The sequence below is a fragment of the Actinoplanes regularis genome, assembly GCF_900188005.1.
GTDB classification, from domain to species: Bacteria; Actinomycetota; Actinomycetes; order Mycobacteriales; family Micromonosporaceae; genus Actinoplanes; species Actinoplanes regularis.
In genome coordinates this window covers 76,421-102,690 of sequence record NZ_FZNR01000023.1, presented here as the reverse complement: position 1 = coordinate 102,690, position 26,270 = coordinate 76,421, and the positions used below count along the sequence as shown (strand labels likewise).

The 26,270-nt window shown below is 70.1% G+C and carries 24 protein-coding genes; 9 read left to right on the top strand and 15 right to left on the bottom strand.

Going from position 1 to position 26,270, the window contains the following annotated elements:
- Positions 1 to 43: 43 nt before the first annotated feature.
- From purL to CHC09_RS37370, 6 genes are all read right to left on the bottom strand, one after another.
- Positions 44 to 2,494 (bottom strand): phosphoribosylformylglycinamidine synthase subunit PurL, encoded by a 2,451-nt coding sequence (gene purL, locus CHC09_RS37395; RefSeq protein WP_089298003.1) that lies wholly within the window; start codon positions 2,492 to 2,494, stop codon positions 44 to 46.
- The gene (gene purQ / locus CHC09_RS37390) at positions 2,491 to 3,201 is read right to left on the bottom strand and encodes a phosphoribosylformylglycinamidine synthase subunit PurQ (RefSeq protein ID WP_089298002.1); all 711 of its coding nucleotides are present in this window, start codon (positions 3,199 to 3,201) and stop codon (positions 2,491 to 2,493) included. Before purQ ends, purL begins: the two co-directional genes overlap by 4 nt.
- Complete coding sequence (gene purS, locus CHC09_RS37385; protein WP_089298001.1) at positions 3,198 to 3,449, bottom strand: phosphoribosylformylglycinamidine synthase subunit PurS; 252 nt, start codon at positions 3,447 to 3,449, stop codon at positions 3,198 to 3,200. Before purS ends, purQ begins: the two co-directional genes overlap by 4 nt.
- Before the next feature lie 109 nt (positions 3,450 to 3,558).
- Positions 3,559 to 4,980 (bottom strand): adenylosuccinate lyase, encoded by a 1,422-nt coding sequence (gene purB / locus CHC09_RS37380; protein ID WP_089298000.1) that lies wholly within the window; start codon positions 4,978 to 4,980, stop codon positions 3,559 to 3,561.
- Complete coding sequence (locus CHC09_RS37375; RefSeq protein WP_089297999.1) at positions 4,977 to 6,221, bottom strand: MFS transporter; 1,245 nt, start codon at positions 6,219 to 6,221, stop codon at positions 4,977 to 4,979. The genes purB and CHC09_RS37375 overlap by 4 nt, the downstream gene beginning before the upstream one ends.
- Positions 6,218 to 6,808, bottom strand: a complete 591-nt coding sequence (locus tag CHC09_RS37370) for an ArsR/SmtB family transcription factor (RefSeq protein WP_089297998.1) — start codon at positions 6,806 to 6,808, stop codon at positions 6,218 to 6,220. Before CHC09_RS37370 ends, CHC09_RS37375 begins: the two co-directional genes overlap by 4 nt.
- A gap of 132 nt (positions 6,809 to 6,940) precedes the next feature.
- Between CHC09_RS37370 and CHC09_RS37365 the strand changes: the two genes are divergently transcribed.
- Entirely contained in the window at positions 6,941 to 7,387 is a 447-nt protein-coding gene (locus tag CHC09_RS37365) for an SCP2 sterol-binding domain-containing protein (RefSeq protein ID WP_089297997.1), read from the top strand.
- A 305-nt stretch (positions 7,388 to 7,692) separates the two neighbouring features.
- Here the strand turns inward: CHC09_RS37365 and purD are convergent, their stop codons facing one another.
- On the bottom strand, positions 7,693 to 8,934 hold the full coding sequence (gene purD / locus CHC09_RS37360) for a phosphoribosylamine--glycine ligase (protein ID WP_089297996.1): 1,242 nt from the start codon (positions 8,932 to 8,934) through the stop codon (positions 7,693 to 7,695).
- 96 nt (positions 8,935 to 9,030) lie between these two features.
- Between purD and CHC09_RS37355 the strand changes: the two genes are divergently transcribed.
- Together CHC09_RS37355 and CHC09_RS37350 are read left to right on the top strand one after the other, a co-directional pair.
- Positions 9,031 to 10,323, top strand: a complete 1,293-nt coding sequence (locus tag CHC09_RS37355; protein WP_089297995.1) for an adenylosuccinate synthase — start codon at positions 9,031 to 9,033, stop codon at positions 10,321 to 10,323.
- Entirely contained in the window at positions 10,320 to 11,264 is a 945-nt protein-coding gene (locus CHC09_RS37350; protein ID WP_239138907.1) for a diacylglycerol kinase family protein, read from the top strand. The genes CHC09_RS37355 and CHC09_RS37350 overlap by 4 nt, the downstream gene beginning before the upstream one ends.
- A 17-nt stretch (positions 11,265 to 11,281) precedes the next feature.
- Here the strand turns inward: CHC09_RS37350 and CHC09_RS37345 are convergent, their stop codons facing one another.
- Both CHC09_RS37345 and CHC09_RS37340 read right to left on the bottom strand, forming a co-directional pair.
- A complete protein-coding gene (locus CHC09_RS37345) occupies positions 11,282 to 11,704 on the bottom strand; it encodes a DUF3151 domain-containing protein (RefSeq protein ID WP_089297993.1) in 423 nt (140 codons plus the stop codon).
- A 20-nt stretch (positions 11,705 to 11,724) separates the two neighbouring features.
- Positions 11,725 to 12,714, bottom strand: coding sequence for an ADP-ribosylglycohydrolase family protein (locus CHC09_RS37340; RefSeq protein ID WP_089297992.1), 990 nt, complete (start codon positions 12,712 to 12,714; stop codon positions 11,725 to 11,727).
- 74 nt (positions 12,715 to 12,788) lie between these two features.
- On the opposite strand from CHC09_RS37340, the gene CHC09_RS37335 reads away from it, so the two are divergent.
- Both CHC09_RS37335 and CHC09_RS37330 read left to right on the top strand, forming a co-directional pair.
- A complete protein-coding gene (locus tag CHC09_RS37335; RefSeq protein ID WP_089297991.1) occupies positions 12,789 to 13,976 on the top strand; it encodes an LOG family protein in 1,188 nt (395 codons plus the stop codon).
- A 43-nt stretch (positions 13,977 to 14,019) separates the two neighbouring features.
- Positions 14,020 to 14,280 carry a hypothetical protein gene (locus CHC09_RS37330; RefSeq protein ID WP_089297990.1) on the top strand — a complete coding sequence of 87 codons (261 nt, stop codon included), beginning with the start codon at positions 14,020 to 14,022 and terminating at the stop codon, positions 14,278 to 14,280.
- A gap of 63 nt (positions 14,281 to 14,343) precedes the next feature.
- Here the strand turns inward: CHC09_RS37330 and CHC09_RS37325 are convergent, their stop codons facing one another.
- Both CHC09_RS37325 and fbaA read right to left on the bottom strand, forming a co-directional pair.
- Positions 14,344 to 14,865, bottom strand: coding sequence for a hypothetical protein (locus CHC09_RS37325; RefSeq protein ID WP_239138904.1), 522 nt, complete (start codon positions 14,863 to 14,865; stop codon positions 14,344 to 14,346).
- 104 nt (positions 14,866 to 14,969) lie between these two features.
- A complete protein-coding gene (gene fbaA / locus CHC09_RS37320) occupies positions 14,970 to 15,995 on the bottom strand; it encodes a class II fructose-bisphosphate aldolase (protein WP_089297989.1) in 1,026 nt (341 codons plus the stop codon).
- Between the two features lie 336 nt (positions 15,996 to 16,331).
- Here fbaA and CHC09_RS37315 point away from each other — a divergent pair, with 336 nt between their 5' ends.
- Entirely contained in the window at positions 16,332 to 16,532 is a 201-nt protein-coding gene (locus CHC09_RS37315; RefSeq protein ID WP_089297988.1) for a hypothetical protein, read from the top strand.
- Between the two features lie 33 nt (positions 16,533 to 16,565).
- Here CHC09_RS37315 and CHC09_RS37310 read toward each other — a convergent pair whose 3' ends face one another.
- Both CHC09_RS37310 and CHC09_RS37305 read right to left on the bottom strand, forming a co-directional pair.
- On the bottom strand, positions 16,566 to 17,618 hold the full coding sequence (locus CHC09_RS37310; RefSeq protein ID WP_089297987.1) for an LCP family protein: 1,053 nt from the start codon (positions 17,616 to 17,618) through the stop codon (positions 16,566 to 16,568).
- Entirely contained in the window at positions 17,615 to 18,103 is a 489-nt protein-coding gene (locus CHC09_RS37305; RefSeq protein ID WP_373872029.1) for a SigE family RNA polymerase sigma factor, read from the bottom strand. The genes CHC09_RS37310 and CHC09_RS37305 overlap by 4 nt, the downstream gene beginning before the upstream one ends.
- A gap of 105 nt (positions 18,104 to 18,208) precedes the next feature.
- Here CHC09_RS37305 and CHC09_RS37300 point away from each other — a divergent pair, with 105 nt between their 5' ends.
- From CHC09_RS37300 to CHC09_RS37290, 3 genes are all read left to right on the top strand, one after another.
- Positions 18,209 to 19,582: a 3' terminal RNA ribose 2'-O-methyltransferase Hen1 gene (locus tag CHC09_RS37300; protein WP_089297986.1), complete on the top strand. Its 1,374-nt coding sequence runs from the start codon at positions 18,209 to 18,211 to the stop codon at positions 19,580 to 19,582.
- Entirely contained in the window at positions 19,579 to 22,071 is a 2,493-nt protein-coding gene (locus tag CHC09_RS37295; protein ID WP_089297985.1) for a polynucleotide kinase-phosphatase, read from the top strand. The genes CHC09_RS37300 and CHC09_RS37295 overlap by 4 nt, the downstream gene beginning before the upstream one ends.
- Before the next feature lie 197 nt (positions 22,072 to 22,268).
- A complete protein-coding gene (locus CHC09_RS37290; protein ID WP_239138905.1) occupies positions 22,269 to 23,087 on the top strand; it encodes a DedA family protein in 819 nt (272 codons plus the stop codon).
- Between the two features lie 171 nt (positions 23,088 to 23,258).
- On the opposite strand, the gene CHC09_RS37285 is transcribed toward CHC09_RS37290, so the two are convergent.
- Positions 23,259 to 23,933, bottom strand: a complete 675-nt coding sequence (locus tag CHC09_RS37285; protein WP_089297984.1) for a class II aldolase/adducin family protein — start codon at positions 23,931 to 23,933, stop codon at positions 23,259 to 23,261.
- 96 nt (positions 23,934 to 24,029) lie between these two features.
- Positions 24,030 to 24,407 (bottom strand): ArsR/SmtB family transcription factor, encoded by a 378-nt coding sequence (locus tag CHC09_RS37280; RefSeq protein WP_014440216.1) that lies wholly within the window; start codon positions 24,405 to 24,407, stop codon positions 24,030 to 24,032.
- Positions 24,408 to 26,270 lie beyond the last annotated feature (1,863 nt).

The following is a 26,270-nucleotide window of genomic DNA, read 5'->3' as shown; positions in this document are numbered from 1 at the left end:
CCGGGGAGATCCCCGACCGGCTCTTCTCAGCTGACTCGTCCGATCAGGACTCGATCGGACCGCCCGGCTGCTGCTTCGGCTCGGTCAGCTCCAGCGTCACCGACCGGACCGCGGTCTCCGCCTCGGGCTGCCCGCCCAGAACCGGAGCACCGAACAGTCGGGGCAGGGTCGCCGACCACGCCGCCCGAAGCTCCTCCAGCGGGATCGAGAACTGGTCCGCCACGTCCAGCGTCGCCTCCTCGGAGGTGACACCGATCTGCGTGCACGGAACCCCGAACTCGGCCGCCAGCGCGACGAACGCCTTCTCGTGGCCGAGCGGCACGGACACCAGGGCCCGTCCCGCCGACTCGCTGAACAGCTGAACGAAAGCCGACTCGCCCTCCGCCGGGAAGGTCACCTTCGCGCCGACGCCGTACCGCAGGCAGCTCTCCACCAGCACCTGAGCCAGGCCACCGTCGGAGAGGTCGTGCGCCGCGCTGACCAGACCGGTCTGCGACGCCCGGGTCATCACCTTGCCGAGCGCCTGCTCGGCCGCCAGGTCGACCTTGGGCGGACGGCCACCGAGGTGGCTGTGGGTCACCCAGGCCCACTCCGAGCCGGACAGCTCCGCCCGGGTCTCGCCGAGCAGGAAGAGCAGGTCGCCGCCGGCCTTGGCGGGCACCGGGAAGCCCATCGGGACGCGCTGGGTGACGTCCGCGAAGAGACCCATCACGCCGACCACCGGGGTCGGGTGGATCGCCACGGCGCCGGTCTGGTTGTAGAAGCTGACGTTGCCGCCGGTCACCGGGGTGCCCAGCTGCTGACAGCCGTCCGCCAGACCCTGCACGGCCCGGGCGAACTGCCACATCACGGCCGGGTCCTCGGGCGAGCCGAAGTTCAGGCAGTCGGTGACAGCGATCGGCTCGGCGCCGGTGACGACGACGTTCCGGTACGCCTCGGCCAGCGCCAGCTTCGCGCCCTCGTACGGATCGAGGCGGGCGAAACGGCCGTTGCCGTCCACCGAGAGCGCCACGCCGAGGTTCGTCTCCTCGTCGAGCCGCAGCACGCCGGAGTCCTCCGGCTGGGCGAGGACGGTGTTGCCGAGCACGTACCGGTCGTACTGCTCGGTCACCCAGGTCTTGTCGCACAGGTTCGGCGACGCGATCATCCGCAGCACGGTCTCCCGCAGCTCGGCCCCGGTCGACGGGCGCGGCAGCGTCTCCGCCCGATCCGCCTGCAGCAGGATCAGGTCGGACGGCTCACGCAGCGGCCGCTCGTAGATCGGACCGTCGTCGGCGAGCGAGCCGGGCGGCACGTCCACCACGACGTGGTCGTTCCAGGTGATCAGCAGGCGGCCGGGAGTGCCGTCCTCGCCCGCCGGGGTGACCTCGCCGATCGCGGTGGCCCAGACGCCCCACTTCTCGGCGACCTTGAGCACCGCGTCCAGGTTCTCCGGCGTGACGATCAGGAGCATCCGCTCCTGCGACTCGCTGGCCAGGATCTCGGTCGGCGACATCGAGGGCTCGCGCAGCGGAACCCGCTCCAGCCAGACCCGCATACCGGTGCCGGCCGCCGCGGCGGTCTCGGTGAGCGCACAGGTGAGGCCGGCGCCGCCGAGGTCCTGGATGCCGGAGACCAGGCCGGCGTCGTACAGCTCCAGGCAGCTCTCGATCAGCAGCTTCTCCATGAACGGGTCGCCGACCTGCACCGACGGGCGGCGCTGCTCGGCCTCCTCGTCGAAGGTGGCGGACGCCAGCACGGAGACACCGCCGATGCCGTCCCGGCCGGTGCGCGCGCCGAGGAGCACGACGATGTTGCCGGTGCCGGTCGCCTCCTTCTTCTGCAGCCGCTCGACCGGGAGAACACCGATGCTCAGCGCGTTGACCAGCGGGTTGCCCTGGTAACACGGGTCGAAGACGATCTCGCCGCCGATGTTCGGCAGACCCAGGCAGTTGCCGTAGCCGCCGATGCCGGCCACCACGCCGGGCAGCACCCGGGCGGTGTCCGGGTGGTCGGCCGCGCCGAAGCGCAGCGGGTCCATCACCGCGATCGGACGGGCACCCATCGCCAGGATGTCCCGGACGATGCCGCCGACGCCGGTGGCCGCGCCCTGGTACGGCTCGACGTAGCTGGGGTGGTTATGCGACTCGACCTTGAAGGTCACCGCCAGGTCGTCGGAGACCTGGACGACACCCGCGTTCTCGCCGATGCCGGCCAGCATCCGGGTGTTCTTCGGAACCTTGGCGACGAATTCACGCAGGTGCACCTTGCTCGACTTGTACGAGCAGTGCTCACTCCACATGATCGAGTACATCGCCAGCTCGGACGCGGTGGGCCGGCGGCCGAGGATGTCGCGGATCTTGGCGTACTCGTCGTCCTTGAGACCCAGGTCGGCGAAGGGCTGGAGCTCGTCCGGAGACTGCTCGGCCTTCGCGACAGTATCCGGCCCGTCCTCGAACTCGTTGGCGAGTACGTCGGTCGCAGCGAAACCGGATTTGTCCTGCTGCGTCGTCACTGCTGTCCCCCTGCGAGCTGACCACCCGCGGCCGCCCCTGCCAGGGCCCGCAGGACGGAGGTGAAGAAGCCGAGGCCGTCGAGCGACGGACCGGTCAGCGCCTCCACGGCGTGTTCCGGGTGCGGCATGATGCCGACGACGTTGCCGGCCTCGTTGGTGATCCCGGCGATGTCGCGCTGCGAGCCGTTCGGGTTGCCGCGGACGTAGCGCGCGATCACCCGGCCCTCGGCTTCGAGCTTGTCGAGCGTTGCCGGATCGGCGACGAAGCAGCCCTCGCCGTTCTTCACCGGGATGAGAATCTCCTGGCCGGGGGTGAAGCCGTTGGTCCAGGCGGTGTTCGTCGCCTCGACCTTGAGCCACTGGTCCCGGTTACGGAAGTGCAGGTGCTGGTTCCGGGTCAGCGCGCCGGGCAGCAGATGCGCCTCGCAGAGGACCTGGAAACCGTTGCAGATGCCCAGCACGGGCAGGCCGCCGCGGGCCGCATCGATGATCGACTCCATGACCGGAGCGAATCGCGCGATGGCGCCGCAACGCAGATAGTCGCCGTACGAGAAGCCGCCGGGCAGGACCACGGCGTCGACCCCGTGCAGATCCGGGTCGCCGTGCCAGAGGCGGACCGCCTCGGCTCCAGCGATCCGGGCGGCGCGGGCGGCGTCCCCGTCGTCCAATGATCCGGGGAAGGTGACCACACCGATCCGCATGGTCAGGCGACCTCCGCCGCGCTCTCGACCCGGATCGTGTAGTCCTCGATCACCGGGTTGGCGAGCAGCTTGTCGGCGATCTCGCGAGCCCGATCCAGATCGGGTTCGCCATCGAATTCGATCTCGATCCGACGGCCGATGCGGACAGAGGAGACATCGGTGACGCCGAGCCGGGGCAGCGCGTTCGCTACCGCCTGACCTTGCGGATCCAGGATCTCCGGCTTGAGCATGACGTCGACCACGACGCGAGCCACGGGCACTCCTGACTGATAGGTGTAAGCACGGAGGAGCCTACCTGGTCAACCCTCCGGCCGAACCGGCGACCGCTGTCAGGCGGCCGACTCGGCCGGGCGTTGGGGCAGTTCAGAGGATCGGCGCGGGGGTGTAGCCGACGGCCGAGGGGTACCGCGCCACGATCTCCGCGACCCGGTCGGCGATCGCGCGCACCTGAGCGGGCGCGGCGCCGACGAAGGCGGCCCGGTCGGCAACCAGGGTGTCGATCTCCGCCCGGGTCAGCCCCAACCGGCCGTCGGTCGCGAGCCGGTCGAAGAGATCGTTCACGGCCGCGCCCTTCTCCCGCATGGCCAGCGCCACAGCGACGGCGTGCTCCTTGATCACCTCGTGCGCGACCTCCCGGCCGACGTCCTTGCGCACCGCCGCCACCAGAAGCTTGGTGGTGGTCAGGAACGGCAGGAAGCGGTCCAGCTCGCGAGCGATCACGGCCGGGTACGCCCCGAACTCGTCCAGCACGGTGAGGAAGGTCTGGAACAGCCCGTCGGCGGCGAAGAACGCGTCCGGCAGCGCGACCCGGCGCACCACCGAGCAGGAGACGTCACCCTCGTTCCACTGGTCACCGGCGAGCTCGCCGACCATGGACAGGTAACCGCGGACGATCACGGCCAGGCCGTTGACCCGCTCCGACGACCGGGTGTTCATCTTGTGCGGCATCGCCGACGAGCCCACCTGGCCGGGCTTGAAGCCCTCGGTGACCAGCTCCTGGCCGACCATCAGGCGGATCGTGGTGGCCAGCGAGGACGGGGCGGCGACGATCTGGGCCAGCGCGGACACCACGTCGAAGTCGAGCGAGCGCGGGTAGACCTGACCGACGCTGTTCAGCACCCGGGCGAAGCCGAGGTGCTCGGCCACCTTCGTCTCCAGCCGGGCGAGCTTCTCCTCGTCACCGTCGAGAAGGTCGAGCTGGTCGGCGGCGGTGCCGACCGGGCCCTTGAGGCCGCGCAGCGGGTAGCGGCCGATCAGGTCGTCCAGCCGCTCGTGGGCGATCAACAGCTCCTCGGTCGCCGAGGCGAACCGCTTGCCAAGCGTGGTGGCCTGGGCCGCGACGTTGTGTGAACGGCCGGTCATCACCAGGTCGGAGTGCTCCACGGCGAGCGCGGCGAGGCGGGCCAGGGTGGCCACCACCCGGTCCCGGATCAGCTCCAGCGACGCCCGGATCTGCAGCTGCTCGACGTTCTCGGTGAGGTCGCGGGAGGTCATCCCCTTGTGGATCTGCTCGAAGCCGGCGAGCTCGGAGAACTCCTCGATGCGCGCCTTCACGTCGTGCCGGGTGACTCGCTCGCGGGCCGCGATCGAGGCCAGGTCGACCTGGTCGAGAACGGATTCGTACGCCTCGACGGCGCCGTCGGGCACCGAGATGCCGAGGTCCCGCTGGGCCTTCAGGACGGCCAGCCAGAGCCGGCGCTCCATCCGGATCTTCTCCTCCGGAGACCAGAGAGTGACGAGTTCGGCGGAGGCATAGCGGCTGGCGAGCACGTTCGGGATGGTCACGACAGTGATTCTTCCATGTGCTCCGGGTCGGTCCTCGGCAGCCGGTGACGCAGGGTGCGGATGTCCGAACTGCTCAGCATCGCGAGGACGGCGACCAGCAGGACCCCGGCCGCGCCGAGCAGGGTGGGTTGCAGACCGAACCGGTCGGCGATCGGACCGACGGCCATCTCGCCGATCGGGACGGCGACGAAGGAACCGACCATGTCGTACGAGTACACGCGGGCGAGCCGGTCCGGCGGGATGTGCTCCTGCATCGTCGTCTCCCAGCCGACGGCGAACTGCTCCAGCGCGACCCCGGCGGCGAACGCGGCGGCGGCCAGCGGGAGGACCTGCGGGTGGAGACCGAGAACGATCAGGGGTGCGGCCATCGCGATCAGGGCGATCACGCCGTACCGCAGAAATCGTCGGATCCGCAGGCGCATCGCCACCAGGCCGCCGACGATCATGCCGGCGGTCTGGGCCGCCAGGACCAGGCCCCAGGCCCGGCGGCCGATGGTGACGTCGGCGAGGGCCGGGGCGAGCACATGCGTGCCGCCCGACCAGGCCATGTTCATCACGCAGGCACCGGCCACGACCACCCAGAGCCAGGTGTGCGAGCGGAACTCCGACCAACCGGTGCGCAACTCGGTGAAGACGCTCTCGCGAGCCGGCGGGCGCTCCTGGCTCGGCAGGCGGATCAGGGCGAAGCAGAGCGCGGAGAGCACGAACGTCCCGGCGTCGACGGCGATGCCCCAGCCGGGGCCGAGCGCCGCGACCACCACCCCGGCCAGCGGAGCGCCGACGATCGCCGCGCTGGTGACGGAGAGCCGGTTGATGGCGTTGGCCTGCTGACGGTCCGGGGCGGCGACGGTGCGCGGCACCAGCGCGGCGCTGGCCGGCATGGCCACCGCGGCGACCGCGCCGTTGATCGCCGACAGCATGATCAGCAACGGGATCGTCGCGGTGCCGGTGAGCACCAGGGCCGCGACCGCGACCTGGGTCAGCGCGGCGGCCACGTTCGAGCCGACCATCAGCAGGTTCTTCGGCAGCCGGTCGGCGAGGACGCCGCCGAAGAGCAGGAAGAGCACGTTGAGCAGGGTGCGAGCGCCGACGACCAGGCCGAGGTCACGGGCCGAGCCGGTGAGGTCGAGGACAGCGAACGCGAGTGCGATCGGGGCGAACGCGTTGCCGAACGCGTCCACGGCGCGGCCGGCGATCAACAGGCGGAAAGCCGGCCGGCGCAACACGGACCAACTGCTCACCGCGGCCCTCGATCCATCGGCGCCGAGTTGTGGAACCCCGACGGCCTCGACGGGCCGTGGAACCCGGGTTCCATCTCGAAGAGGGCGACCGTCGTGCTGGTGCGAATCGTCCCGGAGGTGCCCGGCGGGCGGGCGGCCGCGTGCAGATCGTGCAACGCGGCGGCTATTCGGTCGCGGACGCTCTGCCAGATGGCCGGGTCGACCCAGACCTCGGCGTCACCCATCACGCCGACGCCGCCGGGCCGGTGCCCCTCAGCGGCGCGCCGAGCCAGTTCGTCGGCCGCGGCCGGATAGAACGACCTGGTCTGCTCCGGGGTGAACGGGCTGGAGCGGCTCGCCGGGTCGTAGCGGTATCGCTTCGCCAGGCCGCCACGGATCCGCTCCTCACCGGCGGTCTGGATCAGCTCGCTGGAGAGCAGATTGCGCAGGTGGTAGCTCGCGTTCGCATGGGTGAGGCCGAGCTCGCGGGCCACCTCGGCGGCGGTCAGCGACGCACCGGTGAGCAGGGAGAGGATCCGCAGCCGGACCGGATGTGCCAGCGCCCGCAAGGCGGCCTGATCGCCTCGTGCCGCTTCCCCCAAAGACATATTGGGGAGCCTAGGCGACGGGCGGGTCGACCGTCCAACAGTTGTTTGAGAGTGGCACACTGCACGAAAAGGCGGCATCCTCGCTAACGTTACTGGCGAGTAGGTTCGATGCTCATTCCGAAAGGTCCACCGATGACTGAATTCAACACCGAGTCGCTCTCCTCGATCGGCCCGAAGGAGTTCGCTCAGCTCGTCAAGTCCACCCCGGACGCGAAGCTCGCCGAGACCCTGGCGTCGGACGCGCGCGGCAAGATCCTCGACGAGGTCTTCAACCGGATGCCCTCGCTGTTCCGCGCCGAGAAGGCCGGCGACGCCCAGGCCGTCATCCACTGGATCATCACCGGGTCGGACGCCTCGAACACCTACGAGACCGTGATCGAGAACGGTGCCTGCACCGTCACCAACGAGCCGGCGCGCGAGCCGAAGCTGGCCATGACCATGGACGCGGTCACGTTCCTCAAGGTCGTCGCGGGCGACGGCAACCCGATGATGCTGTTCATGACCGGCAAGATCAAGGCGAAGGGCGACCTGGCCCTGGCCGCCAGCATCGCCAAGCTCTTCGACCTGCCCAAGGCGTGATCCCCCGCAAGGCCTGACTTCGGGTCCGGGTCCGTCTTTCGGATCCAGGGCCCGCGCGGAAAGGGTGTGCGGTCCGGTTGCGGTTCACGCGACCCGGCCTCACACCCTTTTGCGGTACGAACGATGGAGCCCCCTGGGCAGGCTCCGGCCAAGCCCCGTGACGATCTCGCGCGACACGGCTGCCCACTTCCGGCCGCACCGCGCCGCCGGGACCACGCCGCCGGGACCGCGCCGCGCGAGAGCAGCACGGGACGTGGCCCGCGAGGGCCGGCCACGGAGCTCCATCGGTCGTACCGGAGCGGGATTCAGATTTTGATCTTCTTCTCGACGGCGCGGAGCGCGATGTCGGTGCGGTACTGGGCGCCGTCCAGGCGGACCCCCTCGACCAGCCGGTACGCGGCCTCGCGGGCGGCCGTCAGGTCCGCGCCGGTCGCGGTCACGCTGAGCACCCGGCCGCCGGCGGAGACCAGCGCGCCGTCCGCGTCGCGGGCGGTGCCGGCGTGGATGACGCCGGGCACCTCGGCTCCTGTGATCACGTCACCGACGCGCGGGACTCCGGGGTAGTTGTGGCTGGCCACGACGACCGTGATCGCGGAACCCTCGTGCCAGGTCAGCGGCGGGTGATCGGCGAGCGTGCCGGTGGCCGCGGCGTTGAGCAGGCCGGCCAGCGGCGTGGCCAGCAGCGCCAGGACGACCTGGGTCTCCGGGTCGCCGAAGCGGGCGTTGAACTCGATGACCTTGGGGCCGTCCGGGGTGAGCGCGAGGCCGACGTAGAGCAGGCCGGCGAAGGGCGTCCCGCGCTTGCGCATCTCGGCGAGCGTCGGCTCGACGGTCTCCCGGAGCACCCGCTCGGTCAGGTCGGCCGGCGCCCAGTCGAGCGGGGCGTAGGCACCCATGCCGCCGGTGTTCGGACCCTCGTCGCCGTCGAGCAGCCGCTTGAAGTCCTGCGCCGGCATCAGTGGCGCCACCGCCGTCCCGTCGGTGACCACGAAGAGGGAGACCTCGGGACCGGGCAGGAACTCCTCGATGACGACCTTGCCGCACGCCTCCGCGTGGATCAGCGCCTCGTCGAGGTCGTCGGTGACCACGACGCCCTTGCCCGCGGCCAGGCCGTCGTTCTTCACCACGTAGGGCGCCCCGAGCTCGTCGAGGGCCGCGGCGGCCTCGGCGACGGAGGTGCAGGCGAAGGAGCGGGCGGTCGGCACCCCGGCGGCGGCCATGACCTCGTTGGCGAACGCCTTCGAGCCCTCCAGCCGCGCGGCGGCGGCGCTCGGGCCGAAGCAGGCGATGCCCTTGGCGCGCACCGCGTCGGCGACGCCGGCCACCAGCGGGGCCTCCGGGCCGATCACGACCAGGTCGGCGCTCAGCTCGACGGCGAGCGCGGCGACCGCCGCGGGATCGACAGCTTTCACCTCGTGCAGCTCGGCGACCTGGGCAATGCCCGGATTACCGGGCGCACAGGCCAGGAAGTCGACGGACGGGTCGGCGGCGAGCCCGACGGCAAGCGCGTGCTCGCGCCCACCGGAGCCGATCAGAAGTACGCGCACGACGGCCCATCCTACCGGTGACACGGTCGCGTAAACTTCGGCAGTACCCGGGCTCCTCCAGGTACGACCTGCTTGTTCGGGAAAGGCAACACTCCAGTGCCGGTGATCGTGTTGGTCGGCGCCCAGTGGGGCGACGAGGGCAAGGGCAAAGCCACGGATCTGCTGGGTGACCGGCTCGACTACGTGGTGAAGTTCAACGGTGGCAACAACGCGGGCCACACCGTCGTCATCGACGGCGAGAAGTACGCGCTCCACCTGCTGCCGAGCGGAATCCTCTCCCCGAACGTCGTACCGGTGATCGGCAATGGTGTCGTCGTCGACCTGAACGTGCTGTTCCAGGAGATCGACGGCCTGGAGGCCCGCGGCATCGACACCTCCCGGCTGCGGATCAGTGCGAACGCGCACGTCATCGCGTCCTACAACCGCTCGCTGGACAAGGTCTCCGAGCGGTTCCTGGGCGCCCGCCGGATCGGCACCACCGGCCGGGGCATCGGCCCGACCTACGCCGACAAGATGAACCGGGTCGGCATCCGGGTGCAGGACCTCTTCGACGAGTCGATCCTGCGGCAGAAGGTGACCGCCGCCCTGGTCTACAAGAACCAGGTGCTGTCGAAGATCTACAACCGCAGCGCGGTCAAGGCCGAGGACGTCGTCCAGGAGCTGCTGTCCTATGTCGACCGGCTCCGGCCGTACGTGGCGGACACCGCCCTGGAGCTGTCCCAGGCGATCGACCGGGACAAGGTCGTGCTCTGCGAGGCCGGCCAGGCCACCCTGCTCGATGTCGACCACGGCACCTACCCGTTCGTGACCAGCTCGAACGCGACTGCCGGCGGCGCCTGCACCGGCTCCGGCATCCCGCCCACCCGGATCGACCGGGTCGTCGCGGTGCTCAAGGCGTTCACCAGCCGCGTCGGCGAGGGCCCGTTCCCCACCGAGCTGCACGACAAGTGGGGCGACTACCTGCGTGAGGTCGGCCACGAGTACGGCACCACCACCGGCCGTCCGCGTCGGATCGGCTGGCTGGACCTGGTGATCGGCCGGTATGCGCAGCGGGTCAACGGGGTCACCGACTTCGCGCTGACCAAACTGGACAACTACGACGGACTGGACGAGATCCCGGTCTGCGTGGCGTACGACGTGAACGGCGTCCGCCACGACGAGATGCCGATCAACCAGACCGACTTCCACCACGCCAAGCCGATCTACGAGACGCTGCCCGGCTGGAAGCAGGACATCTCCGGCTGCCGCAAGTTCGAGGACCTGCCGGCCGAGGCGCAGGCCTTCGTCGAGTTCGTCGAGGCCCGGATCGGCGCGCGCATCTCGATCGTCGGCGTCGGCCCCGGCCGCGAGGCGGTCATCGAGCGGCACTCGGTGCTTGGCGACGCCTGATGGAGGTCGTGCTGCTCAGCCTGGCCGAGGGGTCGGGCGACTCGTGCGGTTCCGGGTGCGGCGGCTGCAACACCGCCTGCGCCACCCCGCGGACCCCGGTGCTGGCCTGCGCGGACGTACTCCGCGAGGCCGGCGCGCAGGTGGAGACGGTGGTGGCCGATTCGGATCAGGAGATCGACGCGGTGCTGGCCCGGTTCGACGGGCCGGCCCGGTCGGACGGCCTGACCTGGCCCTCGCTGTCGGCCGACCGCCGGCTGGTGGTGGCCAGCGCCAGTGACGGCCAGCTGCGCGCCGTCCTGCGCCGGATGGTCCGGCGCTGGGCGCCGCCGCCCAGCAAGCGCCCTTCGGATCTCGAGGCCACCCGGACCGTGCCGGATCTGCCGCCGCTGGCGATCCTCCCGCTCGACCCGGGGAACAGCACGGATCTCGCCGCCCAGCTGGGCCTGCCGCGCACCCCGGACGAGGTGGCGAAGGCGGTGCTCGCCGGTGCGGTGCGCCGCCTCGATCTGCTGCGCAACGACGGCGGCTCGGTGACCCTGGACGGAGCGCTGCTCGGCGGCGCCGACGACCGGGGCGCGGCGGTGCCGTGGCGCGGCCGGGTCGAGGTGGACGACAGCGTTCTCACCGAGGGCGAGGAGCCCATCCTGGCCTGCGCGATCGGCAACGGTGGCGGTTACGCCGAGTTCGACGGGCTGCGGCTGCTGGCCGAGGGGAACCCGGCGGACGGCCGGGTCGAGGTCGCGGTGGCGGTCCCGATCATCGTCAAACAGCGTTTCAAGGGCACGCGGGTACGGATCGAGGTGCGCCGCGCCAGCGGACGTGCCGTGTCGGTCCTGCCCCGCGAGGGTGAGCTGCAGTTCCTCGACGACGGCGTGGCCGGCTCGACCAGCCGTAAGAAGTCCTGGTGGACCGAGGCCGGGGCCTGGGCGGTCTACGCCTGACCCCGGCCGGCTCATCGTCAGGTCAGGGCGTCGGCGGCGGCTGGGTCGCTGTCCCGGAGGAACTGGGCGCAGCGAGCCGCCTCGTCGGCCTCGCCGATGGTGGCGGCCGCCTGCGACAGCGCGTGCAGGCAACGGAGGAAGCCCTGGTTGGCCTCGTGCGACCAGGGCACCGGGCCGTGGCCCTTCCAACCGTTGCGGCGCAGCGCGTCGAGGCCGCGGTGGTAGCCGGTGCGGGCGTAGGCGTAAGCGGTCACCGGCTCGCCTTCGGCGAGAGCGTTCGCGGCCAGTGGCGCCCACGCCGCGCTGTAGGCGGGGTACTTGGCCGCGACCGCCTTGTACGCCTCGTCGGTACCGGCGATCGCCGCGGCGGCCAGGGCCTGGTCGGCTTCGGCGTCAGCCGGCAGTCGGGTCGCCGGCGGCTCGGGAAGGAGGTTCTGCATGACCTCATTCAACCCGTTGCTCAATCCCAGGCAGTACCCAACCTGAGCAAGCGGTCCGCATATTCGATCTGGGTCTGCCAGCCGCCCGGCCAAACGCCCAGGCCGAGCGCGGCGCCCGCGAAGGCCCCGGCCAGGCAGGCGATCGAGTCGGAGTCGCCGGAGGAGGCCGCGGCCCGGCCGAGGACGGTGACCGGCTCCTCCGGGGAGATCAGGTAGCAGTAGAGCGCGCTGGCCAGCGCCTCCTCGGCGATCCATCCCGCACCGGTGACCAGGCACGGGTCGCCCTCGAAGCGGCCGGCCGCGAGTCCCGCGGCGACCTTGTCCAGCGCGGCCGCGCACTCGTCCCAGCCCCGCCCGATGAACTCCTCCGGCGAGTCGATCATCGGCCGCCGCCAGAGGTCGCCCAGCCACTCCCCGCGGTAGATTTTTCGCTGCTCGTCGCAGCGGTTGCGGAGGGCGGCGAGGAGGTCCGCCGGCGCGAGACCACCGCGAAGCCAGAAGACGGCGTACGCCGTCAGCTCGCTCGCCGCGAGACCGGTCGGATGCCCGTGGGTCAGGCCGGCCTGCAGCTGAGCCACGCCGGCACGCTGGTCGTCGGTCAGCCCGGGGACCAGGCCGACCGGGGTGACCCGCATGTTCGCCCCGCAGCCCTTGGAGCCGGACTGGGTCGCCTCGGTCCACGGCCCGCCCTCGGCCAGCGCACCGATCGCCCGCAGACAGGTCATGCCCGGCGCGCGATCGTTCTCCGGGCTGTACGCCCAGGCCAGGAAGCGGCGGCGGAGCACCGGCTCGAGCCGCTCCGGGGTCGGGTCGCGCACCTCGAGCAGCGCCTCGCCGACCGCGAGCGCCATCTGGGTGTCGTCGGTGACCAGGGCCGGTTCGCCCTGGAGCTGTCGCGGGCCGCCGGGGCCGTATCGGGAGACGATCGCCGGGTAGTCCATGAATTCAGTGGGCTTACCCAGCGAATCCCCGTAGGCCAACCCGAACATCGATCCCGACGCAGCTCGCATGTTGCAACTCTAGGTTCCGCGTCAACGGGCGGGGTGTGCGCCTGCCGCTCGCACGGGCGGAGCACCATGTACGGATGCCGGACCCCCTACAGCCGGTGCTCGGCGGCGACGTGCCGTTCGACGCCACCGCGTTCGAGATCGAGTCTCGTGAAGAGCTCGACATCCATCTCGTCCAGAACACCCTGGCCGGACTGATCGTTCTCGGTCTACGGCTGGACCGTAACCCGCCCGCTCTGACCTCGGTCGACGTGTCCGACACCCTCTTCGTCGGATGCCGGTTCGCCTCCCCCGAGGTGGAGATCGACCTGATCCGGCGGGGCGCGCACGTGGTGCCGCCGTTCCGCACGCTGCCCTACCCGACCCACCCGGCGCTGCTCTACACCCCGGAGGACCTGGCCGCCGGGTTCACCGAGGCGGGCTTCGCCGGCATGTACGACACCGTCGTCTACCGGCACTTCGTCGATCGCGGTGGCGCGTCCCCGGACATCCGCGAAGCGCTCGCCCAGCGGATGCACGACGCCGCGATCGACAACGCGCTGGGCAAGACGCTGGCCGCCTGGGCGTCGGCGAACGGCACCGCGGGCGCGGTCGGGATCATGGGCGGGCACGCGGAGCCGCGCGGGTCCCAGTCGTACCGGATGGCCGCGACGCTGGCCCGGCGGCTGGCCAAGGACTGGCGGCTGATCGTGACCGGCGGCGGTCCCGGTGTGATGGAGGCGGCCAACCTGGGTGCGTACTTCGCCTCCCGGACCGAGCGGGAACTGGACACGGCGATCGACATGCTGGCGCCCGCCACGGACTTCCTGGACCACGATCCGTACACCGCCGCGGCGTTGAACGTCCGGGCGTCCTATCCACTGCCCGCAGTGGACCTCGCCGACCGGCTCCGATACGGCGGCCTGGCGCTGCCCACCTGGCTCTACGGCCATGAGCCGGCCAACCTGTTCGCCGGGCAGATCGGCAAATACTTCTCCAACGCCGTCCGCGAGGACTCGATCCTGCGGCTGTCCCGGGGCGGGATCGTCTTCGCGCCCGGTTGGGCCGGCACGGTGCAGGAGGTTTTCCAGGCCGCGACGAAGACGTTCTACCGCACCGACGGGCCGTCCGGGGCGTTCGTCTTCCTCGGAGTGGCGCACTGGACCAATCTTCCAGTGGTGGACCTGCTGGGCACGCTCCTGGCGCGATCACCGCACGGTGACCAGTCCGGGCTGATCGTGGTCACCGACTCGCTCGACGAGGCGATGACGGCACTGGCCGCATAATCCCTGGTCGCAGGGATTTGGCAGCGGGGCGCACACTGCGGACATGACGTTTCTGTTGCTACTCCTCGTGGGCATCATCCTGATGGTGATCCTCGCCGCGGTGGTCGGGCGGCGGAGCCGCGGCCGGCACGGTGCCGCGGGAACGACGTACTTCGGCGCGGAGGGCGCCGACAGCACCTCCTGGGACTCCTCCGGGCACCATCACGGCGGGCACGGGCACCACGACGGCGGCTCGTCGTGGGGTGGCGACGGCGGGGGCTCGTTCGGTGGCGGCGACAGCGGTGGCGGCGGCGGCAGCGATTGAGCCCGCCACTCGGGCCTCTCCGGCTCGTTGCGGCAGCTACCCGGCCTGCCGCTCGCGACTTGCTCAGGCGATGTGCACCCGGCGCCAGTGCGCCGCCGGCAGATCCTCTTCCGGTACGTCGGTGAGCCCGTTCTCGTCCATCGCGTTGTAGACGGCGAGCCGGGCGCCGTCGAACAGGAACTCGATCGCGTGCAGGACCCGTGGACGCCAGTCGACCGAAGTGGTCCGTTCGATGATGTTGACCGCGCGCAGCGGGCGGCCCCGGGCTTTCCGCAGCGCGGCATGCGGGTCGGGTCGCCAGTCGAAGTGTCCGTAGTCGCCGATCGGGACCGACATGTCGATCTGGCCCCAGGTGATCGCACACTCATCGAACTTACGGTGAGTGATCTCGACGCTACTCGGTCCAAAGTCGAGGATGACTGGGCCGTCGGCGAACCAGCCACGCTGAGCGATGTCCCAGAGCAGCCAGCTTGATCGCAGTCTCCGCCCGATGAGCCGCACGAACATGTGCCGGTGCGAGGCGGCGAGGGCCTCGGCATCGTGATGCCACTCGGGTTTCCAGCCCTCGATAGCGAGCACGATCACCGTCCCTTGATCAAGACCGCACGATCGTACCCGTGTCGCTGTGTAACAACGCAATACGACGTCGGCCGGCCCCCGCCGAATGGGGACCGGCCGATGTCCAACGATTACTTCGAGAAAGTGGTTCCGGTCGAACGAAGGTGCTCGCAGGCCTCGACGACGCGCTTGGCCAGACCGTTCTCGGCCAGCTTGCCCCAGGCGCGCGGGTCGTACGCCTTCTTGTTGCCGACCTCGCCGTCGATCTTCAGCACACCGTCGTAGTTGTGCATGATGTGGTCCACGACCGGCCGGGTGAAGGCGTACTGGGTGTCGGTGTCGATGTTCATCTTCACCACGCCGAAGTCCAGCGCGCCGTGGATCTCGGAGAGCAGCGAGCCCGAGCCACCGTGGAAGACCAGGTCGAGCGGCTTCTCCTTGCCGTACTTCGCGCTGATCGCGTCCTGGATCTCCTTCAGGATCTCCGGGCGCAGCTTGACGTTGCCCGGCTTGTAGACGCCGTGCACGTTGCCGAAGGTCAGGGCGGTCAGGTAGCGGCCCTTCTCGCCCAGGCCCAGCTTGGCGGCGGTGGCCAGGCCGTCCTCGACGGTCGAGTACAGCTTGTCGTCGATCGCGGCGGAGACGCCGTCCTCCTCGCCACCGACGACGCCGACCTCGATCTCGAGGATGATCTTCGCGGCCGCGGCGGAGGCCAGCAGCTCCTCGGCGATCTGCAGGTTCTCGTCCAGCGGCACGGCCGAGCCGTCCCACATGTGCGACTGGAAGAGCGGGGCCAGGCCCTTGTTGACGCGCTCCTGGGAGATCGCGATCAGCGGCCGGACGTACGAGTCCAGCTTGTCCTTCGGGCAGTGGTCGGTGTGCAGCGCGATGTTGACCGGGTAGTGCTTCGCGACCTCGGTGGCGTACTCGGCCAGCGCGACCGCGCCGGTGACCATGTTCTTGATGGTCGGGCCGGAGGCGTACTCGGCACCACCGGTGGAGATCTGGACGATGCCGTCGCTGCCGGCCTCCGCGAAGCCCTGGAGGGCCGCGTTGAGCGTCTGCGAGGACGTCACATTGATCGCCGGGTAGGCGAACGCGCCGGCCTTGGCGCGATCGATCATCTCGGCGTAGACCTCAGGAGAAGCGATAGGCATCGGTGCGCTCCTTGCTCATTCAAACGGGCAGAGGGCAGGACCGCGCTGTCCTCCAGCAGGCAGTATTCCGCAGTCGCGTTGCGTAGCGTAAATCGCCCCGAAATTCCCCGCCCGATCTTTCCGGACACGCCGTGAGGGGAGATCGGTGCTGGGTCATGTCCGCACTTCTGTGACGGATCCACGCTGCTGGGACCACGACGGGCATCGCTTCCCGGCGACCTGCGCCGCCCACCACTCTCCGTGATGCCTGATGGGCGGGTGCGGTTTGTGCAGCATCCGACCGGGCAAGCGTGCACCATGAGACGGGGGCCTGGCGACACGAGAAGGGAGCCGAGGATGACGCGCCTGATTGACGAAGTTGACCTGGAGACGCCCGAGGTGGACGCCGCCGAGCAGGCGATTCCGGCCTGGCTGGACGACGATTCCGACGAGAAGCCTGCCTACATCGGGATGACGGCACCGACCTCCGCCGAAGCAGACGAGTGGGACGCCGAGGAACAGAACCGCGTCGTCGAGTTCGACGACGAGTACCGCTGACGTGCTCGTCCGGGCCGAGTGCGGCCCGGACCGTCAGTGATCGATGAAACTCGGGTTGGCCTCGGCCCAGCTCGGCAGCTGGTCGTCACGAATCGCCTGGTAGAGGCTCAGCCATGGCGCACTGTCGACAATCTCGCCGTCAGCCGCGCTGTTGAACGTCGGCTGGCCGACCCCGACCAGATCCGCTTTCCACAGCTTCGCGACCACGCCCAGCAGATCGATCGCATCGCTGTCGATCCGAACACCTTCCCGACCGGCATCCAACAGCTGCTGGAACCGAGCCGGATCGGCCATCGAGTCGTCGGTCGTCACTCGGGTCGCCAACGCGCGCAGGAATCGCCGATTGTTCTGATCCCGGTCCAGGGCGAACCTCTTCAGCCCGTCCTGTCCCTGCAGCAGCGGCGCCACGTCGTCGCCCTCGATCCGTTGGCAGCCGGCGGCGAGGCCCTTGCGACCGGCCTGTGGCGGAATCGCCTGGTCCAGGCAGACCGTCACGCCACCCACCCCTTCAGTGACCGCGCTCAGGGCGGCGAGATCGACCGTCACGGTGGCATCCAGGTCGACCCCGGTCAGTTTCGCAACCGTGGCTCGGGTCAACTCCGGGCCGCCCAGCGCCAGCGACGCGGTGAGTTTCTGCCGGCCGTGGCCGGGGATCTCGACCAGGCCGTTGCGTGGCAGGCTGATCATCCAGGCCGAGTTCCGGTCGGCTGGCACGTGCAGCAGCATGATCGTGTCCGCCCGGCGTGCCGCGGAACCGGCACGACGATCGGTGCCCAGCAGCAGGACGTCGACCGGGCCGGAGACGGGAGCACGCATATCCGCCGTACCGATCGCCGGCACCGGTTGTCCCCCGTGCCACCAGGAGGTGGACACGACCGGTACCGCGACCCCGGCGATCAGCACGGCGACGGCCGCGCCGATCACCCGTCGCTTGGCGCGACGGCGCTTCACCCGCACCCAGGCGAAATCGATGCGGTCCCGCATCGGAGCGGCATCCGGGACCAGCGCCTCCTGTCGTTCGAAGGCGGCCCGCAGCTCCTCCTCGACCCTGCTCATCGCTCCGTCCGATTCCTCGATCTTGTTCATCGGGCCTCCACCAACTCGGCGCGCAGCGCCACGAGCCCCCGCGAGATGGCGGATCGGACCGTCCCGACGGCGCAGCCGAGGATGTCCGCGATCTCCTGGTCGGGCAGGTCCTCGTAGTACCGCAGGACGAGAGCCGCGCGCTGCCGGCGCGGCAGGCCGGCGAGCATCGACCAGACCCGGTCCCGCTCGGCGCTCTCGGCGGCATGATCGGAGGGCGCCGCGACCACCGGATCAGGATCGGCTCGCAGCAGCACACGACGCCACCACGAGGCGCGGCGTGACTCGATGAACTGGTTGGTCAAGATCTTGCGCACGTAGCCGTCGGGCGAGTCACTGCGAGCCACCCGCCACCAGTGCAGCTGGGCGCGGAGCATGGTCTCCTGAACCAGGTCCTCGGCGAGGACGGGGTCGCCGGTCAGCATGACGGCATAACGCAGCAGCGCGCTGAGCCTGCTGTCGGCGAACTCCTCGTAGGTCACGACCACCTCCGCTCCTATGACGGGTTCGGGCACCGGAAGCATTGCGCCCGTTGTCCACAGGAACAGAAATTTCGATCGCACCGGCGACGCGGCGCTGCGACCATCGACGGCGTGCTGCTGACCGTGACGACGACCCACCGCCCTGCGACAGATCTTGGATACCTGCTGGTCAAGCATCCCGACAAGGTCCATTCGTTCGAGATGCCCACCGGTACGGCGTATGTCATGTATCCCGAGGCCGCCGAGGACCGGTGCACCGCCGCCCTGCTGCTGGACGTCGATCCGCAAAAGCTCCGCGCCCGAGCCGACGCCTTCGAGCTGAGTCAGTACGTCAACGATCGGCCCTACGCCGCCTCGAGCCTGCTCGCCAGCGCCCTGTCCAAGGTCTTCCGCAGCGCCCTGCGCGGCGCCTCGAAAGACCGCCCCGAGCTGGCCGCCGAGGCGATCCCGCTGGAGATCCGGGTGCCCGTGCTCCGCGGCAGCACCGAGCTGGTCACCCGCCTGTTCGCCCCGCTGGGCTGGGCGGTGACCGCCACCCCGCTCCCGTTCGAGCCGGAGATCGGCGGCGACAGCCGCTACGTCGACCTGCTCCTGACCGGCACGCTCCGGCTCGCCGACGCGCTCAACCATCTGTACGTGCTGCTGCCGGTGCTCGACGACGGCAAGCACTACTGGGTCGCCCCGGACGAGATCGAGAAGCTGCTCCGCGCGGGTTCGGGCTGGCTCGCCGGTCACCCGGAGCGGATTCTGATCGCCCGGCGCTACCTGGCGCACCGCAAGTCACTGGCCACCACCGCCCTGGAACTGCTCGAGGCGGACCAGCCGGTCACCGAGGAGGAGTCGGAGCTTCCGGTGACCCGCAAGGCGCCGCTGGCCGAGCAGCGCCGGGACGCGGTGCTCGCCGCGCTGGCCGAGGTCGGCGCCGCCCGGGTGCTCGACCTCGGCTGCGGGCCCGGTGCGCTGCTGTCCGCGCTGCTCAAGGACGCCCGGTTCACCGAGATCGTCGGGGCCGACGTCTCCTCCCGGGCGCTGGAACAGGCGGCCCGCCGACTCCGGCTGGAGCGGATGGCACCGCGCCAGCGTGACCGGATCAAACTGGTCCAGACCGCGCTGACGTACCACGACGACCGGCTCAACGGTTACGACGCGGCCGTGCTGATGGAGGTGATCGAGCACATCGACCTGCCCCGTCTCCCGGCCCTGGAGGCCAGCGTGTTCGGTCGCGCCCGGCCCGGTGCCGTCATCGTGACCACGCCGAACGTGGAGTACAACGTGCACTACGAGGGCCTGACCGGGATGCGCCACTCCGACCACCGCTTCGAGTGGACCCGCGCCGAGTTCGCCACCTGGGCGAACGAGGTGGCCGAGCGCTACGGCTACACGGTGACCACCCGTGGCGTCGGCGATCCGGACGAGACCACCGGTGCACCGACCCAGCTCGCCCTCTTCACCAAGACCGAGACCTCGACGGAGGTGACCGCATGATCGACATTCCCGAGCTCAGCCTGGTCGCGCTGGTCGGCATCTCCGGATCCGGCAAGTCCACCTTCGCCCGCGCCCATTTCGCGCCCACCCAGGTGCTCTCCTCGGACTTCTTCCGGGGTCTCATCGCCGATGACGAGAACGACCAGTCGGCCTCGGCGGACGCCTTCGACGCGCTGCACTACGTGGCCGGCAAGCGGCTGGCCGCCGGTCGGCTCACCGTGGTGGACGCCACCAACCTGCAGTCGCACGCTCGCGCCGGCCTGATCAAGCTGGCCCGCGAGCACGACGTGCTGCCGGTGGCGATCGTCCTGGACGTCCCCGAGTCGGTGGCCTGGGAGCGCACACAGGCGCGAACGGACCGGGCCTTCGGCCGCCAGGTCCTCACCCGGATGCAGCGCGACCTGCGGCGTTCGCTCGGCCAGCTGGCCCGCGAGGGCTTCCGAAAGGTGCACGTGCTGCGCGGCTCGGAGGAGATCGCCGGTGCCGAGATCCGCTACGAGAAGCTCTTCAACGACCGGCGCGACGAGCACGGCCCGTTCGACATCGTCGGCGACGTGCACGGCTGCCGCGCCGAACTGGAGGCGCTGCTCGGCAAGCTCGGCTGGGAGCTGATCCGGGACGGGTCGGGCCGCCCGGTCGACGCCGTGCACCCGGAGGGCCGCAAGGCCGTCTTCGTCGGTGACCTGGTCGACCGCGGCCCGGACTCGCCCGGCGTGCTGCGTCTGGTGATGGGCATGGTCGCGGCCGGTCACGCGATCTGTGTGCCGGGCAACCACGAGCAGAAGCTGGCCCGCAAGCTGAACGGGCGCAACGTCCAGCTCACCCACGGGCTGCCGGAGACGCTGGAGCAGCTGGCCGCGGAGCCGGAGGAGTTCGTCGGTGAGGTGCGATCCTTCATCGATGGCCTGGTCAGCCACTACGTGCTGGACGACGGCAAGCTGGTGGTGGCGCACGCCGGGTTGAAGGAGGCGTACCAGGGGCGCGCCTCCGGCCGGGTGCGCAGCTTCGCGCTGTACGGCGAGACGACCGGTGAGACCGACGAGTACGGCCTGCCGGTGCGCTACCCGTGGGCGCGGGAGTACCGGGGCTCCGCCGCCGTCGTCTACGGTCACGTGCCCACCCCGCAGCCGGAGTGGATCAACAACACCATCTGCCTGGACACCGGCTGCGTCTTCGGCGGCGCGCTGACCGCGCTCCGCTGGCCGGAGCGGCAGCTGATCGACACGCCGGCGGCGAAGGAGTACTACGCGCCGGTGCGGCCGCTGCGCACCGTCGAGGCGGAGCCGGACCGCGGTCTGGACATCGCCGACGTCACCGGCCGCAAACACCTCGATTACGGGTACGGCCGGACCACCGTCCCCGCCGAGAACGCCGCGGCCGCCCTGGAGGTGATGGGCCGGTTCGCGGTCGACCCGGAGACGCTGATCTGGCTGCCGCCGACGATGGCGCCGTGCTCGAGCTCGACCGTCGAGGGCTACCTGGAACACCCGTCCGCTGCTTTCGCCGATCTGCGCTCGGCCGGTATCGACCGGGTGGTCTGCGAGGAGAAGCACATGGGCTCCCGGGCGGTGGTCCGGGTGTCGCTGTCCGGAACGGGGGACGCCATCTGGACCCGGACCGGCCGGCCGTTCTTCGGCCCGGAACTGGACGAGCCGCTGCTGGCCCGGGTCCGGGCCGCGGCCGAGCCGATCATGGTCGAGCTGGAGACCGACTGGTTGCTGCTCGACACCGAGTTGCTGCCCTGGTCGGCGAAGGCGGGCAGCCTGATCCGTGACCACTACGCCGGGGTGGGCGTGGCCGGCCGGGCCGCTCTGCCGACCGCCCTGGACCTGCTGGGCAGGGCAGCCCGTCGTGGCCTGGACGTCGCTGACCTGCGGGAACGGATCGAGCTGCGCTCGGCGGAGATCGACGGTTACTCGGCGGCGTACCGGGCGTACGTGAAACCGACCGACGGGCTGAAGGGTGTCACGCTCGCGCCGTTCGCGGTGCTGGCCGGTGCCGGGACGACGTTCGCCAAAAAGGATCACGGCTGGCACCTGGCGATCGCGGACCGACTGGTCGCCGCCGATCCGGAGATCTTCACCCCGACCCGGCGGATGGTGCTCGACCTGGCCGATCCCGCCGCCGAGGCCGAGGCCACCGACTGGTGGCTGACCCTGACCGGGGCGGGCGGGGAGGGCATGGTGGTGAAGCCGTACGCCGGCCTCGCCGCCGTGGACGGCAAGGGTCGGCTGGTGCAGCCCGGTGTGAAGTGCCGTGGCCGGGAGTACCTCCGGATCATCTACGGCCCGGAGTACACCCGGCGGGAGCAGCTCGACGGTCTGCGGCGGCGCAACCTCGGCCGCAAGCGGGGTCTGGCGCTGCGCGAGCACGGGCTCGGCCTGGCAGCGCTGGACCGGCTGGCCGAGGGCGCGCCGTCCTGGCGGGTCCACGAGTTGGTCTTCGCGATCCTGGCCGCCGAGTCGGAGCCGGTCGACCCGCGTCTCTGAGCACCCCAGGTGCCGGCCGGTCAGCATCCTGATCACCGGGTCGGAACCGATCGAGCCGCGTCCCCGAGCATCCTCGGGGACCGGCCGATCACCCGGCCGGCACCCCGGGTGACCTCTCGTTTCCTGTCCGCGAGCACAAGATATCCACAGCGGTCGTACAGGCCGGGGCGACCAGGGGGCCGGTACCCTGGCTACTCGTGGACATCCGTGCGCTCACCGAGCAGCTCGCCCTGAACCCGATGGATCCGAAGGACCTGCTGCACACCTTCGGGCTGCCCGGCGTGTGGGCCATCCTCTTCGCGGAGACCGGCCTGTTGGTCGGCTTCTTCTTCCCAGGTGACTCGCTGCTGTTCCTGGCGGGTATCGCCGCGTCCCCGGTGGCCGACGCGATCTTCGGCGGCGGCACCCAGATCTCGCTGATCGGCCTGCTGATCGGTGCCCCGATCTGCGCGATCGTCGGCGCCCAACTCGGCCACTGGCTCGGCGCCCGGTATGGCCGCCAGATGTTCGACCGGCCCGACTCGAAGCTCTTCAAGCGCGAGTACGTGGAGAAGGCGGAGTACTACTTCCAGAAGTTCGGGCCGGCCAAGGCCGTGGTGCTGGCCCGGTTCATCCCGATCGTGCGGACGTTCCTGAACCCGGTGGCCGGCACCCTCGGCATGCCGGCCCGGCAGTTCTTCATCTGGAACGTGGTCGGCGGCATCCTCTGGACCGACGGCGTGCTGCTGATCGGTTACGCGCTCGCCAAGCAGATCTACAACGCCATCGGCGACAAGATCGACCGCTACATCCTGCCGGTCGTCGTGGTGATCGTGCTCCTGTCCGCGCTACCGATCTTCATCGAGATGCTGCGCGAACGGAAGGCGAAGAAGAACGGCACCCACCAGGGCCCGCAGCCGTCGGCGGCGGTCGGTGTGGTCGCCGCGGCCAGCATCGCCGGGCTCGCGGAGGCGGCCCACCTCCTCGACAACGAGGACGACGAGCGGAACCGTCGGCCGCGTTCGCACCGCGCCTGACCGGAAGTCCACCACTCAGCCGGTCCTGAAGCCCCAGGGCCGGCTGAGATGCATCCAGGGCTCGAAGACGTCCCCGGCACAGAAAGAGCCTGGCCGTGACGGCCAGGCTCAGCGTAGACGCATTCCAGCCGGCCATAGGGACGGCCGGCTGGCAGCGTCAAAGGGTCCGGACTAGACGGTGACCGCCGCGGACCCGGAGAGCCGGCCCAGGAACTCTTCCGGGCAGTCCCGGAGATTTTCCAAACGACCGGCGGTCAGCGCCTTCAACGTCAAGGCAGCCGCCTCCTCGAGGTTGCGGGCGCGCTTGTGCGCCAGCTCCACCGAGTCGCCCACAACCACACACCCGTGCTGGCTGAGGACGAGGCAGTCGGTCCCGTCAGCGGCCATCGCGGCGGTCATGGCGGCAAGCTCGGTCGTACCCGGCAGCCGGAACGGCACGGTCGACACCCGGCGCAGATAGTACGCATGGTCCGTGGTGACGATCCGGATGTGCTCCCCGATCGCGTCGAGCAGCAACGCCGTCTGCGGGTGCAGGTGCACCACGGCGTTGACGTCCGGCCGGGCGCGGTAGAGCGCGAGATGCAACGCGAGCTCGCTGGTCGGCTCGATGCGCGGCGGTGGCAGGGCGCCGACCGTCGCGAGTTCACCGTCCGTGATCCGAACCGGCGCGAAGGTGGCCCGGCTGAGCCGGTCGAGCCAGGCGCCGCTCGCGGTGACCCAGATGGCGTCCTCGTCGGGGATCCGGGCGGACAGATTGCCGCCCGAGCCACAGACGAGTCCGGCCTGGACCACGTCGTAACCCACGTGCGCGAGCTGATCACGCAGGTCACCGGGCACGTAGTTCACGCGTTCCTCCTCGAATCGCCAGGGGTGGCCAGGGAAGAGGTCCTCGGCCTGGCGTCACGCCCCCATGTGTCAGTGACGCCAGGCATTACCCACCGCTCAGCGAGCCTTCTTGGTCGCCCGCTTGCGGGGCGGCGTCAGCAGGTCCGCGATGGTCGCGATCGCGGTCGGCACCAGGCGGTAGTACGCCCAGACTCCCCGCTTCTCACGCTCAAGCAGACCCGCCTCGGTCAGAATCCGCAGGTGGTGACTCACGGTCGGCTGTGAGAGGCCCAGCGGAGCCGTGAGGTCGCAGACACAGGCCTCACCGTCCGTCGCGGACTGGATAAGGCTCAGCAGCCGCAGCCGTGCCGGGTCGGCGAGCGCCTTCAGCACTCCCGCCAGGCGCTCGGCGTCGGCGCGTTCAATTGGCTCGCCGGCAAGCGGCGAGATCTGAGGCATCGTCATTTCCGCCAACGCAGTTCCCACGATCTCCATCCTTCCACCAACTGCATCGATTCTCCTGCATGTGAGCAGGAACGAACCGGCTAACTTTCAGGCCGTAAGGCCGACATCGATCGCCTTGTCGGTCAACCGCCGACACGGTTCGGAACCCCGTACCGCACCGCTCATCCGATCAACCTTCCCGGCAACACGACTTCGGTCTCTGCCTCCTGCAACGCCTCAGCCGCCACTTGGTCGCTACCTATCCGTGTCGAGCCCTCGATCCCCTTCTCGGGAGTGAGCCAACCCACATTGTCTATTCATCGATTGTTTCGTTTCACCGATCCGAACGATGACTCGGCACGGAACGCGTCGAGGCAGTCACGCCACGCTGCGCGATCAACGGGTCGCTGCGCGCCTCACGACCCGATGAAAGCACGACGCCACGCTGTGCGACGGGCAATTCAGTGATGAATTTACCCAGGTCTTGCCGTGCTTCCACGACATCGAGCGTACTGGCTTGAAGGAAACCGGAATCTTTCGCCCCGCCGGGGCGTAACGGAACTATTGACCCAGGGCTCTACATGGCTCTGTAAAGAAAGTTTACCGATCACGCAAGTGGGCTCGACCTTTCCCGTGACCATAGATGCAGCTCAAAGCGGGTAACACCGTCACGGTACCCATCCATCCCCCAGGATCACCTGGTAGCCGGGCTGTGAGAGTGCTGTGAACGCCTGGAATCACGTTTGTCCGTCCAGGCAAAAACACCCACCGGACGGCCGATCTGCCGCTATCCGGACAGCCGATCGAGTGACAGCGAAGGAAACCGTCTGTACCCGTTCGAGTGACCCACAGTCGTCGATACGGAACCGGATCTAGGCACGCTTCCGCATGGTCACTCGGGCGTCCGACGCCAGTATTCGTCATCGGATCCAGGCGCGGGCCGGTTTACGGCCCGATCAGGCGGCCGCGAGACCACTTCGGGATGCCCTTGAACACTCTCCGTAGCCGAACCCGCGGCCGGCTCCGCTCTCGGACCCTGCGTCACATCGCCCGGCGCGTATCCACCGAGAGCGAGCGAGGCGCCCGAGGCGGCCGTCCGCTTCCCTCGAGACCCCTCCCAGTCGGCAATCCGACCGGGCCGTCACTCCTTAGGGCTGGCAGCGACGGCAGCCTCCAGAGGCCCGGCTACCTGTCGGCGCCCTCGTCACCCGACGCACCACCCTCAGACGGGACCGCCAGGGTGGCATCACCCGGTCCATCACTTGGGGGGCCAGCGGGTGCATCGTTTGAGGAGCCGCCGGGCGCACCGCTTGGGGAACCAGCGGACGCACCGCTTGGGGAACCGGCAGGCACACCGCTTGACGAGCCGCCAGGCGCACCGCTCGAGGAACCAGCGGACACACCGCTTGACGAGCCCCCAGGCGCACCGCTCGAGGAACCAGCGGACACACCGCTTGACGAGCCCCCAGGCGCACCGCTCGAGGAACCAGCGGACACACCGCTTGACGAGCCCCCAGGCGCACCGCTCGAGGAACCAGCGGACACACCGCTTGACGAGCCCCCAGGCGCACCGCTCGAGGAACCAGCGGACACACCGCTTGACGAGCCCTCAGGCGCACCGCTCGGGGAACCGGCAGACGGCGGGCTGCCGACAGGTGACGTGGCGGGGAAGCCACCGACCGGCGGGTATCCCGCTTGCGGGCCCGCAGTCCCCGGATAGAGCGCACCATAGGGGGCCCCTGAAGTCATCTCACCGGGCGCTCCCGGCGATGACCACGGCGCCGCCCCATACGGCCCGCCGGGCTGGAGGCCGTAGGAACCGTCCGGCTGCGCGCCATAGGACACTCCGGGCTGGGCGCCATAAGGCAACCCTGGCTGGGCGCCGTCAGGCGACCCGGGCTGGGCACCGTAGGG